At 55.5% G+C, this 14,798-nt stretch carries 16 protein-coding genes and 2 pseudogenes; 10 read left to right on the top strand and 8 right to left on the bottom strand.

Going from position 1 to position 14,798, the window contains the following annotated elements; translation table 11 throughout:
* Window positions 1–3 precede the first annotated feature (3 nt).
* Together ACR3ES_RS21775 and ACR3ES_RS21780 are read right to left on the bottom strand one after the other, a co-directional pair.
* The gene (locus ACR3ES_RS21775) at window positions 4–897 is read right to left on the bottom strand and encodes a carbohydrate ABC transporter permease (RefSeq protein WP_170437813.1); all 894 of its coding nucleotides are present in this window, start codon (window positions 895–897) and stop codon (window positions 4–6) included.
* 68 nt (window positions 898–965) lie between these two features.
* Entirely contained in the window at window positions 966–2,288 is a 1,323-nt protein-coding gene (locus tag ACR3ES_RS21780) for an extracellular solute-binding protein (protein ID WP_170437815.1), read from the bottom strand.
* On the opposite strand from ACR3ES_RS21780, the gene ACR3ES_RS21785 reads away from it, so the two are divergent.
* From ACR3ES_RS21785 to ACR3ES_RS21805, 5 genes and pseudogenes are all read left to right on the top strand, one after another.
* A complete protein-coding gene (locus ACR3ES_RS21785) occupies window positions 2,239–3,228 on the top strand; it encodes an IclR family transcriptional regulator (protein WP_480424500.1) in 990 nt (329 codons plus the stop codon). The genes ACR3ES_RS21780 and ACR3ES_RS21785 overlap by 50 nt on opposite strands.
* Window positions 3,229–3,270: 42 nt before the next feature.
* On the top strand, window positions 3,271–4,125 hold the full coding sequence (locus tag ACR3ES_RS21790) for an amidohydrolase family protein (RefSeq protein ID WP_480424502.1): 855 nt from the start codon (window positions 3,271–3,273) through the stop codon (window positions 4,123–4,125).
* Window position 4,126: 1 nt separating this feature from the next.
* Window positions 4,127–4,234, top strand: a pseudogene (locus ACR3ES_RS21795) (biotin carboxylase N-terminal domain-containing protein); the annotation flags it as partial.
* Between the two features lie 428 nt (window positions 4,235–4,662).
* On the top strand, window positions 4,663–5,589 hold the full coding sequence (locus tag ACR3ES_RS21800) for a hypothetical protein (protein WP_480458724.1): 927 nt from the start codon (window positions 4,663–4,665) through the stop codon (window positions 5,587–5,589).
* Window positions 5,574–6,332 (top strand): hypothetical protein, encoded by a 759-nt coding sequence (locus ACR3ES_RS21805; RefSeq protein ID WP_170437823.1) that lies wholly within the window; start codon window positions 5,574–5,576, stop codon window positions 6,330–6,332. The genes ACR3ES_RS21800 and ACR3ES_RS21805 overlap by 16 nt, the downstream gene beginning before the upstream one ends.
* 21 nt (window positions 6,333–6,353) lie before the next feature.
* Here the strand turns inward: ACR3ES_RS21805 and ACR3ES_RS21810 are convergent, their stop codons facing one another.
* From ACR3ES_RS21810 to ACR3ES_RS21830, 5 genes and pseudogenes are all read right to left on the bottom strand, one after another.
* Window positions 6,354–6,473 (bottom strand): ubiquitination-like system serine protease family protein, encoded by a 120-nt coding sequence (locus ACR3ES_RS21810; protein WP_480425529.1) that lies wholly within the window; start codon window positions 6,471–6,473, stop codon window positions 6,354–6,356.
* A pseudogene (locus ACR3ES_RS21815) lies at window positions 6,468–7,090 on the bottom strand (helix-turn-helix domain-containing protein); the annotation flags it as partial. The pseudogene ACR3ES_RS21815 and the gene ACR3ES_RS21810, both read right to left, overlap by 6 nt.
* 85 nt (window positions 7,091–7,175) lie before the next feature.
* A complete protein-coding gene (locus ACR3ES_RS21820) occupies window positions 7,176–8,018 on the bottom strand; it encodes a TIGR01459 family HAD-type hydrolase (RefSeq protein ID WP_170438371.1) in 843 nt (280 codons plus the stop codon).
* Window positions 8,015–8,278, bottom strand: a complete 264-nt coding sequence (locus tag ACR3ES_RS21825; RefSeq protein WP_480424504.1) for an FGGY-family carbohydrate kinase — start codon at window positions 8,276–8,278, stop codon at window positions 8,015–8,017. Before ACR3ES_RS21825 ends, ACR3ES_RS21820 begins: the two co-directional genes overlap by 4 nt.
* A 207-nt stretch (window positions 8,279–8,485) precedes the next feature.
* Window positions 8,486–9,007 (bottom strand): DUF1403 family protein, encoded by a 522-nt coding sequence (locus tag ACR3ES_RS21830; RefSeq protein ID WP_480424506.1) that lies wholly within the window; start codon window positions 9,005–9,007, stop codon window positions 8,486–8,488.
* A gap of 134 nt (window positions 9,008–9,141) precedes the next feature.
* Between ACR3ES_RS21830 and ACR3ES_RS21835 the strand changes: the two genes are divergently transcribed.
* The 3 genes from ACR3ES_RS21835 to ACR3ES_RS21845 all read left to right on the top strand — a co-directional run bounded on the left by ACR3ES_RS21835 (window position 9,142) and on the right by ACR3ES_RS21845 (window position 11,250).
* The gene (locus tag ACR3ES_RS21835; RefSeq protein WP_480426414.1) at window positions 9,142–9,402 is read left to right on the top strand and encodes a hypothetical protein; all 261 of its coding nucleotides are present in this window, start codon (window positions 9,142–9,144) and stop codon (window positions 9,400–9,402) included.
* A 224-nt stretch (window positions 9,403–9,626) separates the two neighbouring features.
* Window positions 9,627–10,196, top strand: a complete 570-nt coding sequence (locus tag ACR3ES_RS21840) for a tyrosine-type recombinase/integrase (protein WP_480424509.1) — start codon at window positions 9,627–9,629, stop codon at window positions 10,194–10,196.
* A gap of 187 nt (window positions 10,197–10,383) precedes the next feature.
* Window positions 10,384–11,250 (top strand): AAA family ATPase, encoded by an 867-nt coding sequence (locus ACR3ES_RS21845; protein ID WP_480424511.1) that lies wholly within the window; start codon window positions 10,384–10,386, stop codon window positions 11,248–11,250.
* Between the two features lie 371 nt (window positions 11,251–11,621).
* On the opposite strand, the gene ACR3ES_RS21850 is transcribed toward ACR3ES_RS21845, so the two are convergent.
* The gene (locus ACR3ES_RS21850) at window positions 11,622–12,320 is read right to left on the bottom strand and encodes a cyclic nucleotide-binding domain-containing protein (RefSeq protein ID WP_170437355.1); all 699 of its coding nucleotides are present in this window, start codon (window positions 12,318–12,320) and stop codon (window positions 11,622–11,624) included.
* A gap of 256 nt (window positions 12,321–12,576) precedes the next feature.
* Here ACR3ES_RS21850 and ACR3ES_RS21855 point away from each other — a divergent pair, with 256 nt between their 5' ends.
* Together ACR3ES_RS21855 and ACR3ES_RS21860 are read left to right on the top strand one after the other, a co-directional pair.
* On the top strand, window positions 12,577–13,074 hold the full coding sequence (locus ACR3ES_RS21855; RefSeq protein WP_170437353.1) for a universal stress protein: 498 nt from the start codon (window positions 12,577–12,579) through the stop codon (window positions 13,072–13,074).
* An 18-nt stretch (window positions 13,075–13,092) separates the two neighbouring features.
* The gene (locus tag ACR3ES_RS21860; protein WP_170437351.1) at window positions 13,093–14,742 is read left to right on the top strand and encodes an MFS transporter; all 1,650 of its coding nucleotides are present in this window, start codon (window positions 13,093–13,095) and stop codon (window positions 14,740–14,742) included.
* Window positions 14,743–14,798 lie beyond the last annotated feature (56 nt).

Below are 14,798 nucleotides of genomic sequence, written 5' to 3' on the forward strand. Positions count from 1 at the left end.
CGCTTAGCCCCCCATGCCCAGCTCGGCGCGCGCAGCGCTGAGTTTGCGGAAGAAATAGATGGTGAAGGCAATCGACAGCAGGACCGAGACATACCCCATCGCATTGGCCAGCCCCATACGGGCGTCGACATATCCGGTGCGGCTCATCAGCGTCCACAGCAGCTCGGTGCGGCGGGCAGGTCCACCGCCGGTCATGATCTGCACGATGTCATAAGCCCGCGCCACGTCCAGCGATCGGATGGTCATCGCGATATAGATGGACGGCATCAGGAAGGGCAGCGTGATGTGACGGAAGGTCTGCCATGCGGTGCAGCCATCGACCTTGGCGGCCTCAAGCGGGTCGCGTGGCATGGCAAACAGACCGGCGAGGATCAGGATCGCGAATACGGAGGTGCTCATCCAGACCTCGGCGAAGATGATCGAGAACATCGCCAATTTGCCATCCACCAGCCACGGCAGCGCCGCATCGGTGAAGCCCAGCGATTGCAGCACATTGTTCACTAGTCCGATGTTGTCGTTGAAGATGAATTTGAACTGAAAGCCCACCAGAATGGGTGAAAACATCATCGGAAACATCAGGATCGTGCGCAGGGTGCGCTGCCCCCATGTGACCTTGTTCATCATCAGTGCGATACCCAGACCCAGCAGCAGTTCCAGGTTCAGTGCGATAGTCAAGAACAGGACGGTACGGCCAAAGGCGGACCAGAATTTCCAGTCTCCAAGGATTTTCTCGTAGTTCGCCGTGCCAATCCAGCGCCACAGCGACGACGGGCGCGTCAGCTTATACGGCGTAAAGCTGGAATACAGAGAAAAGAGAAGCGGGATCAGAACAACGGCTGCGATGATGATAAATGCAGGCAACAGAAGGACAAACCACTCCGGTAAGCGGCGGCGCATAACGTCTTTCCTTGGATGAGTGAAGGGTGCGGGGGCGTCGGCCACCCCCGCTTGGGCAGGAGGAGCCCTTAGTAGTAACCGGACTCGCGCATCAACTCGTCCACCGCGTCGGCCGCGTCGTTCAGCGCATCCTCGACGGATTTGTCACCGACGATGGCAGCCTGCAGTTCGGGGAAGACGATATTGGTGGTCTCACCCCATTCCGGGATCGGCGGAACTGCGAACGCGTACTCGGCACCGGCGGCAAAGGCAGCCAGAGCTTCGGCGCGGAACGGATCGTCACCGGCTTGCGCTGCGGCCACGTTGGCTTCCCAGACGGCGCTGCGGGTCGGCAGCGAACCACCGGCGGATTCAGCCAGCTGGCTGTCTTCGCTGGTCAGGAATTTTACAAGCGAGACGGCGGCTTCTTTGTTTTCGCAGTCATTGGTGACCGAGAAACCGTGATGGCCCGACCAGCCAGTGCGCGTGACCGACCCCATCGGCTGGATCGCAACACCAACATTGCCCGCTGCTTTGGAAGATGCAGGATCGTTGAAGAACCCGGCCCAGCCCGGCCAGTCCAGGTTCAGCGCGACCGTGCCGCTGGCAAAGCCCTGACCCAGATCGTCCCACACATAGGACGTGGTGCCTGCTGGAACCGCTTGCGCCTCGTACAGGTCGACGAACCACTGCAATGCGCGCTGGCCCGCGTCTGAGTTGAAGATGGGCTTCTTGTTTTCGTCCAGATAGTTGCCGCCTTCGGCCACAACCATCTCGTAGAACCGGCCAACGATGGCCTCGTCCTTGCCTGCATATTGTGTACCATAGAAGTTCGGTGGGTCTGCAAAGAAGATCGCCTGATCCTTCACCTGCTCCCATGTTTCGGGAACGGCCAGATCATAACCGTATTCCTCTTCGAACTTTGCGGCCTTCTCGGCCTCTTCGTAGTTCGACTTGAGATAATACAGGACCGAGACGTCAAACTGCGCGCGCGGCAGCATCAGAAGCTCGCCGTTTACGGTCGAGGCGCCAATGTTGCCCGGCACGAATTCGGCAATCGTGTCTTCCGAAACCAAACCGTTCAGGGCGACATACAGACCTTCGTACTGAGGCGCAAAGGACGAGTGGTTCGAACCCACGCACCACGAAGTCGTGCCAGCGGCCATGTCCGACTTGATTTCCTTGTCGATCTCAAAGTGGCTTTTTTTCGAGATGATATCGACCTTGGCGCCTGTGGCTTCTTCCCACTCAGCGATGCGGCCATACAGGCCCTCATATTGCTGACCACCGATCAGCTTGGCTTCGACAACAACCCCAGGGAACGACCCCCAGTCTGATTCGGCGTGCGCTGGACCTGCGACTATGACCGCGCAGATGGCAATCAACCCGCTGATTGTACTGGACGATTTCATCACTTGCTTCTCCCTAAATTCTGATTTGGCGACTCTCTTGCACCACCAATATTCGTATTTAAACTATATATTTACAAATAAATCAACATTGACATTTGCTGTGTATTCAAGTCACTTTCTCAGGCATTTGCCCTCAAGCGCGAATTGGGAGGAATACGTGTCAGCAACTTCAGAGAAATATCGCGCCCCTGCCCTTGAGAAGGGTTTGGACATTATCGAGCTGCTATCGCAGCACGCCGACGGACTGGCGCAAGGTGACATTGCACGCGCGCTCGATCGCTCCCAAAGCGAGATCTACCGGATGCTGTCCACACTTGTACGACGCGGTTATGTGATCCGATCGTCGGATGATGATCTCTATTCGCTCAGCCTGAAGATGTTTGCGATTTCACAAAGGTATCCTCCGGTCGAGCGGTTGCTTGAGATGGCTACACCCAAAATGCGGGCCGTTACGCGAAAAGCCTGGCAATCCTGCCATATGGGGATGGAGAGCAATGGAGATATTGTAGTTGTTGCGTCAATAGCCTCTCCCGGAAACTGGGGTCTAGCGTTGCGCGTCGGAACTGTGATTGGCCTTGGGAATACCGGCACCGGCCGTGTACTTGCCGCGTTTCGCAGTGATGTCGAACTTGATGAACTGCTGGACAATCACAGGCTGGCGCAAGGTGAGCCGGAACTGGACGCCGTTGAATTCAGGGAACATGTCGCACGCATCCGAGAGTGCGGCTATGAGCGAATGCCGTCAGCCACAGCGGTTGGGGTGACGAACCTCGCCTATCCCGTGCTAGACTATGAAGGGCAGGCAATCAGCGTCGTGAACTGTCCATTTTTGGAAAGGATCGATCAGCTTGACGTTCCGGGAGTCGAAGAAGTGCATCAACTCTACAAATCGCTGGCGGAAGAGTTGACCGATTTCTATACGGGCAAGTCGCAAGTCTGATGCGCTGGCCTACCAGTCGCTTGTCACCACAGGAAATACGTCATGGATCAGAACGCAAAACCGATGATCGACACCCATCAGCATTTCTGGCGCCTGTCGCGTGGCGGCTACGCCTGGATGCCCGAAGATCTTCCCGCGCTCTATCGTGATTACGAACCAGAGCACTTGCAGCCGCTTTTACAAAACAACGGGATCACCAGCACCATTGTCGTTCAGGCTGATGACAATGTCGCCGAAACCGAGTTTCTGTTGGACCTTGCACAAAATCATTCGTGGATTGCCGGAGTGATTGGTTGGGTGGACCTCGAAAGCAAAACCGCAACTGACGTAGTGCAGAGGTTAGCCGCATCACCGAAGTTCCTGGGAATTCGGCCCATGATTCAGGACATCGCAGACGATCAGTGGATGCTACAACCGGCGCTCGAAGATGGTTTGGCAGCGGTCGCAGAAAACGACCTGACATTTGATGCGCTTGTGTTGCAGAAACATCTGCTCGTGCTTAGCACGTTTCTGGGACGCTATCCCGATCTACGCGTCGTCCTCGATCACTGCGCCAAACCCGAGTTTGCTCGGGGTCGTTTTGAAGATTGGGCGCAGAACATCGCAGCCATCGCCGCACACCCCAATACCTTCTGCAAACTCTCGGGCCTTTTGACTGAGGCCCCCAAGGGTGCGGGCTTTGAGGACCTCAAACCCTATCTGGACCATGTAATTGGCGTGTTCGGACCGGATCGCGTACTGTTCGGCAGTGATTGGCCGGTTCTCAATCTGGCGGCTAATTATGATCGCTGGATCAAAATGCTGCGCCAGTACACAGACACCTCGGACGTATTGCACTGGGGTACAATGCTATCTGAAACCCCCTATCACGCCTATCCAAGGCTGATGGAAGAGTGAAATGACTGACTTCAAGAAGATTCTGATCGCCAGTCGCGGCGAGATTGCCACCCGCGTGATGCGCGCAACTAACGAGATGGGCAAACGCACCGTCTCGGTCTTCGCCGAATAGGGCAAGCTGGGCCAGCACCGCTTCAAAGCGGATGAGGCCTATTGAGCCTCCCCATTTGAACTGGGCCAGCGCTATGTTTAGGAAACGGAGGACCAGGAATGGCAAACAAGCGACCAAAGCCCGAAGAGATTGTCTCAAAGTTACGGCAGGTTGAAATGCCGATGAGGCAAGGGAAGTTCCGTCTCGATGCAATTAGGCAGATCGGCGTTGTTGCGCTTAGTGCGTTGAAGATTTACTTCGCTCAATTATGGAAAATTATAACATAGTCTTGAATGCTAACCATGCTAGAGTTAGTGTGCTAAACCATGTTAGATAGAAGCAGAATAAAATCCAAAGAGCTGAGCGGCAGGCTGAAGAGCTATCTTCAAGCCACTCTTCACATTCGCGTCGATCTCAAACCATGGAAGAGCAGAGACAGGCTACCCATGTTCTTAGCGAAGGCGTTTGACTTCTTCCATGCCGACCTGCTTTCGACGCAATGCCTTTTTGTCCTTATACCCAAAGGCAGCGAGCTTACCCCATCGGAACTTGAGAAGCGCCACGCCAACCTTCGCAAAGATAGCGATGCCGTTATCGTTTTTGTGTTCGAGACCATGTCATCGCATGTGCGCGCCCGGCTAATCGAAAAGGCCCTTCCCTTTGTTGTGCCTGACAATCAACTCTATATCCCAGCTCTTGGCATGGATCTGCGAGAGTATTTCAGATCCAAGATGCCCACCTCGTCAGAAAGCTTGTCTCCGGCGGCACAGGTAGTGCTGTTCCGACATCTTCTGGTACCAAACCAAGACACCTGGACCCCGAGCAATCTTGCGAAGAAACTTCGCTATTCGGCCATGACGGTCGGCCGGGCGTTTGACCAGTTAAGCGCCAACAAGCTTGCATCTGTAGAACCGCTTGGCCGCAGCAAGCTTCTGGTGTTTGGCATGTCGCCGGATGAAATCTTCGAAAAAGCCCGACCGTTGCTCCGATCTCCGGTAAAATCGACCCACTTCTTTCAACCGAAGGACATGCCAAAGGGCTTTTACGGAACCACCTTGCCGCAAACCTTCGTCGCTGGCGGCGAAAGTGCCCTGGCTGAGCGCTCGATGCTGAATCCTCCGCGGCATCCCCATTTCGCTGTCGGACCCAAAGATTGGAAGTCCCTGCAAGCTGATGAGTTTGGTCAGGAGGTTGAAGACCGCGAAGAAGCCAGCTTCGGCATCGATGTCTGGCGGTATGATCCGGATATTGTTACTGGGGACAACAAAGCTGATCCCCTGTCTCTCTACATGCAGTTCCAAGTCCATGAAGATGAACGTGTCGCGGATGCAGCCGCTCACTTGTTGGAGAACTTGCATTGGTACCAGGGATAGAGAAGTTTCGAAAGCACTTTACCGGACATGAAGACAGCTATGCCCTGATCGGGGGTGCCGCATGCGCTTTGATCTTCGAGGAAGTTGGCTTGGAATTCCGGGCCACGCGGGATGTCGACATGGTGCTCTGTGTCGAGGTCGTCGATTCTTCGTTTGGAACGGCTCTCAAGGGATTCCTGGATGCTGGCCAATATGAGGCCCGGGAACGCGGCGAAGAACGGCGAGAGTTCTATCGGTTCCACAAACCGAAGGACACCAGTTATCCCGAAATGCTGGAGCTTTTCTCAAGCCCCGGGGCTGGAGTCGACCTTGAGGTCGGCAACGAGCTTGCGACGGTCGCCGTTTCGGACGACATGCTGAGCCTCTCGGCAATCTTGCTCGACAAAAACTACTATGACGCGCTCGTCGCCTCGCGCCGGGCCATTGATGGGATTCATGTTTTGGATGAACGCCTTCTTATCCCTTTTAAAGCGCGGGCGTTCGTAGATCTCACCCGCAGGCGCTTGGAAGGCGACAAGAAAGTGAAGAGCAACGATATTGCAAAACACCGGCGCGATGTCTTTCGTCTGCTTCAGCTTCTCAACCGCAATGAGATGATTGACGTCAACGAGTCTTTGAAGGCTGATCTTCGCGCCTATCGCGACATGTTGATCGATGACGAGACTTTCAACCCGCCTGATTTTGGTGTCGCAATTGAGCGCGCCGAAGGTTTTGAACTGCTGTCCGCCCTTTACGAATTGTAAGTGGAAACTGTCGGTCAACGGTCATCGGTGCGGCCGAACCCAGTGGACCCTGCCCTTGCGAAACCAGAAGTGAGATCCACAATCCTTCTTGCGCCAGACAGAGGGGTGCAATGAAGCGGTCCGATTTGGGTGTTTGATGATTGCCGTCTTCTCGTTGTAGAGTTTGCAGATCGCCACGCGGGCATCGGTGTCAATGAAGGTCTGCCGGTAGATCCGGCCCACGCCTTTCATCGTGCCGACGTGATACGTGTTCCGGGAACTGAGATAGCCTGGATGGTGGCTCTCGATCTCGCCATGAGCCTCCTTCTGTTGCTTCGCCTTTTCCAGCGCCGCTAGCTGTTCCTCGGTCAGCAGGATGCCATCCTGGGCGGCACGTGCCTTCAATGCCTTCAGCGCTTCTTCATGGTTTCCGGGTCATTGCGCAGCCAGATCGAACGGACACCGGACAAGGATACCATTATGCCCTGCTGCTGGAGTTCCCAGGAGGCGCGCTTTTGCCCCGGCGCCGGGTTTTCAATGGCCAGTTCGATCACCGCCCGCTCGACGTGCTCCGGCACTAGGTCCTTCGGGATCGGCTTCTTGCGGCTGCGGTCCATCAAAGCCTCTTAACCGCCTTGCTCATAGAGTTCTTTGAACCGGTAAAAGCTGTCCCGCGAATACCCCATCACCTTGCAGGTCTGCGAAACACTGCCGAGTTGATTTGCCAACTCCAGCAGCCCCAGTTTCGGTTTGATGATCTTGTCCTGAATGCTTGTCATTGATCGACACTCCTTGCTTACGCTCCAAAAGAGCAGAAATGTCACATCAAGCCCCGTGTTCTAAAACTCACGGTTACATTGGAGTTTATCCTTTGAGCGAAAAGCTACGTAACATGTGATCTGGCAAGAAACGCGACAAGGCAATTGCTCGCTCAAACTGGGCATCGCTCAGTTCATCATTTATTCCTGTCCGGACTAAAGCAGTCTTGAACCCAGCGGACGCACCACCGGCAATATCGTGCGAGATACTGTCGCCGAGGCAAAGCGTGGCATCCTGACCCACGCTCTTCAACATGTCTCGCGCACGGTTGTATATCCTTCGGTGAGGTTTTCCAAACCAACACACATTTCCGCCAAACTCCTCAAACATCTGCGCCAAGTAACCCGCCGATTTTATAATCCCGTCAGGTGTCAGCATTTTGAGATCAGGGTTAGTGCAAATACAGGGGACCTTGCGCACCGCAAGCCGCTGCAGAATTGTCTCGTAATCCGCGATCCCGCGTAACGGGTCACGGTTTATGATCAGAAGAATATCAGCGGCCTCTGGATTAATTGTTCGGCGCAAGGGCAGATCATCAAATGGGGACCGGTCGCCGTCTCGCAGGATCAGAAATGCATTTGCCTGGCAACGGATTTCCGTCCCAAGTGACTGGCAAAGATAATCGTGTGCGACCTCACCGGAGGTGAGAACAGTTTCAAAATGATGGCGATCAAACCCGTTCCGAACAAGTCGTTCATTGTTAGTCTCGGATCGCTTGCCGGAGTTGGATAGGATCACCACGGGTTTCCCGCGTGCAGCAAGGTCAGCGAGGGCGTCTTGTGCGCCGGGGTAAGGACCGTTCCCACTCATGAGCACGCCGAACTGATCAATAAGAAACCCCTCATAGCGGTCGAACAGGGCAGTAAGGTTGTCGTACGTCAAGCTCACTGCTGCATCCCGTACCGCGCAAGAACTGCAGCGCCAAACGCAGCTTGGGCATTGGTCGGTCTTCGCATGTCAACGCCGAGCGTGCGTTCTCGAATTTTGCTCCACGCAGCGTTCCGAGCACCGCCTCCTACGCTGCATACGGACTTCAGTTTTAGTGCGCCAAGCTCGTGCAACTTGCGATACCCAAGGGCCTCTACCTCTGCGATCCCTTGCAACATGGCCTTCAGAAAGTCTGCTGGCTTGTCGGGACGAGGTGACATTTTTGGCGGCAGTTGTCACTGTACCCTAATTAATCAGATTCTGCGGATTCAGAGCCTTTTGAGGCGAACTTGTACCCTTAATTGCAATATGCCCACAGGCTGTGCTGCAGGCAGTTCCTCAACGCTCTGTACTTCGTAGAATGGCTATATCCGTCGGCGTACGACAAGGAGGGAATGGATTTTTCCACAGGTTCGACCGTCTGGCAATTAAGGGTGCAGTATTGTAATTAACGGTCCAGTGCGAAAATTAAGGGTACAAAGCCTCGTTGATATTGCAGGATAATTTCTGGGTGGATTCTGGTTAATAAGGGTACAGTGACAACCCACGACATCCTCCGCGCGCTCGGACCCGATCAAATCCGCGATCTCGCCGGGTCCATTCGGTCGAAGCCGTCCTCTATCCCGCCAGAACGCCAGCAGATCGCCATCGGGACCTCGCGCCTCGCCGGGCGACGTCAGGTGGTAGGCGTCGCGGATATCCACCTCCCGCGCCAGCCGGCCCTCCAGTTTTGAGGTCGCGGTTGCTGCGCTGAGCGCCAGCCGGTTGGCGAGCAGTTTCACCGGAACGCCATGCCTAGGATCGGACACGAGCTGGTCGAGCACCGTCAGCGCCGCGCCTGACCGAAAGCCCACAGTCTCAAGGGTTTCTGCACGCCGAGTGATGACCCAGCCCTGCAGCTTCGGTAGGTTGTTTAGGTCGTCAGAGATGGTCGTGGGCTGATAGGTCATACCACAACACTAGTCTCTCGCGGCGCTTTCGGCCACAATATACTGTATAAACCGCCCCACCCTGCGGTTCTTTTCTATGTCCAATAAGTATATCTTATCATGTTTTATTGATTTTGTCGCAAAGCCGGCGCAGAATGGTGCCCAAGCCCTACCTGCCCAGCCCCTCCCCTGCCTTGTCTCTGGCGGATCAGGAGGCGCTCACCGATCTCTACATCCGCGGCACACCTGCCAATACGCTGCGGGCCTATGAGCGCGACCTGCTCTACATCACCGTGTGGAAAACAGCACGCTTTGGGACGGCGCTGGACTGGCCGGAATCCGAAACCACCGCGCTGGCCTTCATTCTCGATTACGCCCGCGCTCTGGACGATGCGACAGTGGAGGATGTTGCGTGACAGACGGCAGAGAGGCTGATCGACCAAGGGCTGCGCAAAACCCTTGCCTGTCCGGCGCCCTCGACGCTGGACAGGCGCATCGCCTCCTGGCTGGCGTTTCATCGGATGAAGAACCTGACCAGCCCGTTTGACACCCCCCAGGTGAAACAGGCCCGGTCCAAGGCAAGACGAGCAGCGGCCCGCCCCCCCCTGCCCCAAAATCCGCCCATCCCATCACACGGGATGTGCTGGAACAGCTACTGGCCACCTGCTGCGGCTCGCGACGGGACTGCCGCGACAGGGCGATCCTGATGCTGGGCTGGGCGTCGGGCGGTCGGAGGCGGTCGGAGATCACCGGGCTCATGCGGGAAGATGTGTCTCTGAAGGAGTTCGACAAAGGCGGTATCGTCTGGTTGTCCCTGCTGGAAACCAAGACCACGGCCAAAGGTGAAACGCCGCGGCTGGTGCTGAAGGGCCGCGCCGCCCAGGCGCTGGTGCATTGGATCGAGGTCGGCGAGATCCGCGATGGCCCGCTATTCCGACCGATCTCCAAGGCGGATCGGGTTCTCAAACGTCGCCTCAGCCCGGATGCCATTGCGCAGATTGTCCGACACCGCCTGAAACTGGCCAGGCTGCCAGAGGGTTTTGCCTCGCCACATGGGCTGCGTTCTGGGTTCTTAACCCAAGCCGCACTGGACGGCGCCCCGATCCAGGCTGCCATGCGCCTCTCGCTGCACCGCTCCATGGCCCAAGCGCAAAAGTACTATGACGACGTCGATATTGCGGAGAACCCGGCAGCGGACTTGTTGGGGTGAGCACTTACTGATCGTTTAAAGAAATCCCAACCTGAAGGATACTCTGGCTGCACCGCCTATGTCCTGTTCCCCGTCGCATCAGTCAACGCAGCCAGCGCAGAAACATGTCGCGGCAGATTGCAATCAAACAAGACATAACTGCCCGGTTCTCGCCGAAGCGACCGGCCGCTGAAGAGGAGAGCGAGTAATGCTGAATGCCGAGATCATGGTGCGATATAGGTTGATCAAGGATTGGCGGGCTGCCGGGTTCTATGAAACCGAGAACCATCGCCAGATCACCCACACTGTCCGGACGGGCATTGGAACCGGACGCCTGATTGCGGTGACTGGCCCCGTTGGCATCGGCAAGACCGTGTTTCTGCACCGGTTGCAGGATGAAATTGCGCGGGAGAAGAAAGTCACCGTTGCCGAAAGCCTGTCAGTGGACAAAGCCCGCACGACCGTTCCGACGCTAATCTCAGCCCTGTTCTACGATCTCTCACGAGAGAAAGAACCAAAGATTCCAACCCAAGGTGAAAAGAGGGAACGAGAACTTCAGAAGCTGGTAGCCCGCTTCGGAAAGCCCATGGCGCTGTTTGTCGATGAGGCCCATGATCTGTATGGCAAGACGCTGATTGGGTTGAAACGCCTGATGGAAGTGATCGCACGTGGCGGAGGCAATCTGTCCGTTATTCTGGTAGGCCATCCGAAGCTGCGAAACGACCTTCGCCGCCCAACGATGGAAGAGATCGAGCATCGCACTGATATCCTGCCCTTCGAAGGATTGGGGGAAGAGTCCCGAACCTATCTCGACTGGCTTTTGGACCAGTGTACCGAGGACGACGCTCCACTTGACGAAATTATCGAACCGGCGGCGCTGGCCCTGCTGGCAGAGCGCCTGACCACACCCTTACAGTTTGCCGAATGTTTAAACCGGGCATTGAAGGCCGGGTTCCGCACCGGCCAGAAACCAATCACGCCGGATATTGTGCCGGCCACCCTGGCCCCCGACTTTGATGACCTGGAGCCACGCCTCACCCGGCGGGGCTATTCCGTGAAGGTATTGGCGGATTAGTTCCAGTCCAAGCCTGCCGAGATCTAACGCTTCCTGAGTGGGCACCTTGAACTCGCGCGGACACCCGAACTGGCAGAACGAATGAGGATGGCAGGGTTGTCGCTGTGACGGAGTCGGATGGTCTCACACCGACGATCCCAGTCTCAGCAATGTGAGCCCGTCTCAATTATTCTGAGCCCGGTCGCAACTAATGTGATCCCAAATCGGTTTACAGTCTCAAATTATCTGAGCCAGAAATAGCGATAATCTCGCGCCCAACAGACTATGATCTCAAGCCACTACATCTAAGCATCTGATATGCGTTCCAAACATGCGAAAATTTTTCGCAAGATCACCAACCGCACCGGCATACTGTCGATTATGCTGCGTCCTTATGTTCTGAAGTCATCGATGAGGGGGCTTGGGTTCGCAAAATTCTCAAGGTCGCGTTGATCAGAAATTGTGACGTGGTTTCCATTCACCTTGACGCCGTAGGATTGCAAACTCTTAAAAGCCCGGCTCAGGTTTTCTGGTGTCATACCGAGCTTCGACGCAAGGCGGCGTTTTTCGATTAGCAACCCGAACTCAGCCTTTCCGTTGGCTCTTTTTTGCTGGCGCAGCAGGTAATTCGCCAAGCGTTCAAGCGAGGTACGCAGTTTCAGGTTTTTTGTGTTCTTAACCACCGATCGGTAACACTGTGCCAGTTCCGTTACGACTGCACGCGCGAAATGGGCATCTATGTCAAATACAGCCCGCACATCCTGACTTGGAATCAGAGCTATTCGGCTTTTTTCAAGCGTACGCGCCGACATCAAATAAGGTGCGTCTTTGATTGTAGCGGCTAGAATGAACGTCGAGACCGGTCGTACGGTCGACATAGACGTCTCGCGCCGGTTCCAGTTTGAGAACAACTCGACGGAACCGGACAATACGATATGCAGAAAATCACTCGGATCCCCTTCTTCAATAAGGTCGATCTGAGGCGGAAAGTTCTGTACGTACGACCCTCTCATGAGCAACGAGAAGTGCTCTTCACTCATATCCGCAAATATGTGCAGATTTTTTATGTGCGGTAAATCCGACTCGGGCATTGATAGACACACCTGGCTCACTCCACTTGATGTTTTTCGCGTATAAGATTGATGGATGTCAATTTTTGATTTGCTTTGTTTGGGCTGGCTGTTTGATGCAGTACTGCCAACGATATGATAATTTTTGGTAACCTATTTATTTTACAGTATTTTTTCTATTTCTTGACTCAGGTCAACTGATTTCAGGGCGAAGCTGGCTACACGGGTTCAAACGCGCAATGCGCCCACATCACGGTGCGCAGGAACGGAGGGACCCATGGAAATCATGCTGGCGTACGACCATTCGCGCAACGCGCGAATTGCGCTCGACGCAATTCAGGAAATGCTCGGACCATTAAATCCCAGCGTCACGCTGGTGTCGGTGGTCGAAGATATCGGCAGCGCCACTGACGGGGCCGATGAGCTGTTTACGGAACAATACCAGGATCAAAAAGCGGGCGTCGAAGCGGCTGCAGCTGAACTTATGGCCGCCGGGTTTGATACCAAAGTCGTCCTGGCGGAAGGCGATGCGCGCAAGATGATTTTGCGCGCAACCGAGGAACGTCAACCCGATCTACTGGTCATGGCCCGGCATAGCCACCAGGCTGATGGTGGACCGTTCGGATTCATAACAAAGCGGCTTGATGCGATAGCCGAAGAATTCGACCACATGACCTTCGGATCGGTCTCGGCCTTTCTGGCGCGGCGAGTGAAATGCCCGATCCTCATCATTCCAACTCACGAGTCCGCATCATCGATGCAAGCGGCTGAGTAACTCAAAAGGCGAGAGACTATGAAAATATCCAGCCTTGTCCGGGTCCAGGATCCGGCTATCCGTGCGCTCCACCTGACGTGGATCGCGTTCTTCATCACATTCTATGTTTGGTTCAACATGGCGCCGCTGGCATCCTCGATGCTTGCAGCGAACGATTGGCTGACCCGCGATGACATTCGCCTCTTTGCCATTGCTAACGTGGCGCTCACCATCCCTGCCCGGATACTCGTCGGTATGGCGCTCGACAAATGGGGCCCCCGGCGCGTGTTCTCGATCCTTATGGTCGTAATGGCATTGCCGACGCTGACTTTTGCGTTTGGCGATACCAAGATGCAGCTTTTTGTTTCGCGTCTGGTCCTGTCTTCGGTAGGTGCAGGATTCGTCGTTGGCATCCACATGACGGCCCTGTGGTTCAAACCGCGCGACATCGGTTTTGCTGAAGGCTTCTATGCAGGCTGGGGCAACTTCGGTTCAGCCGCCGCGGCGATGACAATCCCGACCGTGGCACTCGTCATGTTTGGCGGCGATGATGGCTGGCGCTATGCCATCGCAACATCGGGCATAATCATGGCGCTTTATGGCATCTTCTATTGGTTCGCCATAACCGACGGCCCGACTGCGGATACACATAAAAAAGCCCGCAAGAGCGGCGCACTGGAAGTATCGACATACCGCGATCTTGTCCTGCTGGTGATTTTCACCGTACCGCTGATCGGGATCCTGTCCATACTCGTCTACCGCGTACAGATGATGGGTTACATCGACGGATTTGTAGCCATAATCTGCTATGCGTCTATTGCCACCATGGTCGTTTATCAGGTCTGGCAGGTGTTGCGCGTCAACCTTCCGATCCTGAAGAAGGGTGTGCCAGAGGATGACCGCTACCCCTTCAGCTCGGTCGCGGCTCTCAACACAACCTACTTTGCGAACTTCGGCGCGGAACTGGCTGTTGTGTCCATGTTGCCGATGTTCTTTCAGGAAACCTGGGGGCTCACACCAGTGACTGCCGGTCTGATCGCAGCTTCGTTTGCTTTCATCAACCTTGTTGCCCGTCCTATGGGTGGGTTGGTGTCGGACCGGATGGGAAACCGCCGCTTTGTGATGCTGGCCTACATGATGGGTATAGCAATCGGCTTCGCCCTGATGGGTCTTTTGAACAGCTCCTGGCCGCTGATTATCGCAATCGCGATCACCATCGCCTGCTCGTTCTTTGTGCAAGGGGCTGAGGGCGCGACCTTTGGGATCATCCCGTCCATCAAACGGCGGGTCACCGGGCAGATTGCGGGCATGGCAGGGGCGTACGGCAATGTCGGCGCGGTCTTCTACCTCTTCATCTTCATGTTCGTCGACTCTGCGACGTTCTTCTTCATCATTGCCGCTGGCGCAATGGTGTCCTGGATCGTGTGTTTCTTCTGGCTCAAGGAGCCCGAGGGCGGATTCGATGAAGAATACGTGTTGAGTTCTGTAGACCGGGCGATAGCCGAAGTTGCGACCCGCAAGAAAGAAGCCGAGGCCGAACTGGCGCTCATCTTTGAAGGGTCTCAGAACGTTTCGCTCGCCGATAAGGGCAACGGTTTCACCGTCACAGCCCGCTTCAAGGACCTCGATGATCTCAAGACCGCTTTGGCGCGGATCGGATCAAACAGCAGCCAACAACCGGCCGAGTAAGACTGAATTGCCGGTCGGCTCATGCGGGCTGACCGGCCAATGCCAAAGACTAGGAG

This window comes from Ruegeria sp. B1 (assembly GCF_056535885.1).

What these genes read in the sequence shown, in the direction of transcription:
- ACR3ES_RS21775 (WP_170437813.1), bottom strand. Translation starts at nt 897, where the DNA reads ATGCGCCGCCGCTTACCGGAGTGGTTTGTCCTTCTGTTGCCTGCATTT.
- ACR3ES_RS21785 (WP_480424500.1), top strand. Translation starts at nt 2,239, where the DNA reads ATGACCGCGCAGATGGCAATCAACCCGCTGATTGTACTGGACGATTTC.
- ACR3ES_RS21780 (WP_170437815.1), bottom strand. Translation starts at nt 2,288, where the DNA reads ATGAAATCGTCCAGTACAATCAGCGGGTTGATTGCCATCTGCGCGGTC.
- ACR3ES_RS21790 (WP_480424502.1), top strand. Translation starts at nt 3,271, where the DNA reads ATGGATCAGAACGCAAAACCGATGATCGACACCCATCAGCATTTCTGG.
- ACR3ES_RS21800 (WP_480458724.1), top strand. Translation starts at nt 4,663, where the DNA reads ATGTTCTTAGCGAAGGCGTTTGACTTCTTCCATGCCGACCTGCTTTCG.
- ACR3ES_RS21825 (WP_480424504.1), bottom strand. Translation starts at nt 8,278, where the DNA reads ATGTCACCTCGTCCCGACAAGCCAGCAGACTTTCTGAAGGCCATGTTG.
- ACR3ES_RS21830 (WP_480424506.1), bottom strand. Translation starts at nt 9,007, where the DNA reads ATGACCTATCAGCCCACGACCATCTCTGACGACCTAAACAACCTACCG.
- ACR3ES_RS21835 (WP_480426414.1), top strand. Translation starts at nt 9,142, where the DNA reads ATGGTGCCCAAGCCCTACCTGCCCAGCCCCTCCCCTGCCTTGTCTCTG.
- ACR3ES_RS21845 (WP_480424511.1), top strand. Translation starts at nt 10,384, where the DNA reads ATGCTGAATGCCGAGATCATGGTGCGATATAGGTTGATCAAGGATTGG.
- ACR3ES_RS21850 (WP_170437355.1), bottom strand. Translation starts at nt 12,320, where the DNA reads ATGCCCGAGTCGGATTTACCGCACATAAAAAATCTGCACATATTTGCG.
- ACR3ES_RS21855 (WP_170437353.1), top strand. Translation starts at nt 12,577, where the DNA reads ATGGAAATCATGCTGGCGTACGACCATTCGCGCAACGCGCGAATTGCG.
- ACR3ES_RS21860 (WP_170437351.1), top strand. Translation starts at nt 13,093, where the DNA reads ATGAAAATATCCAGCCTTGTCCGGGTCCAGGATCCGGCTATCCGTGCG.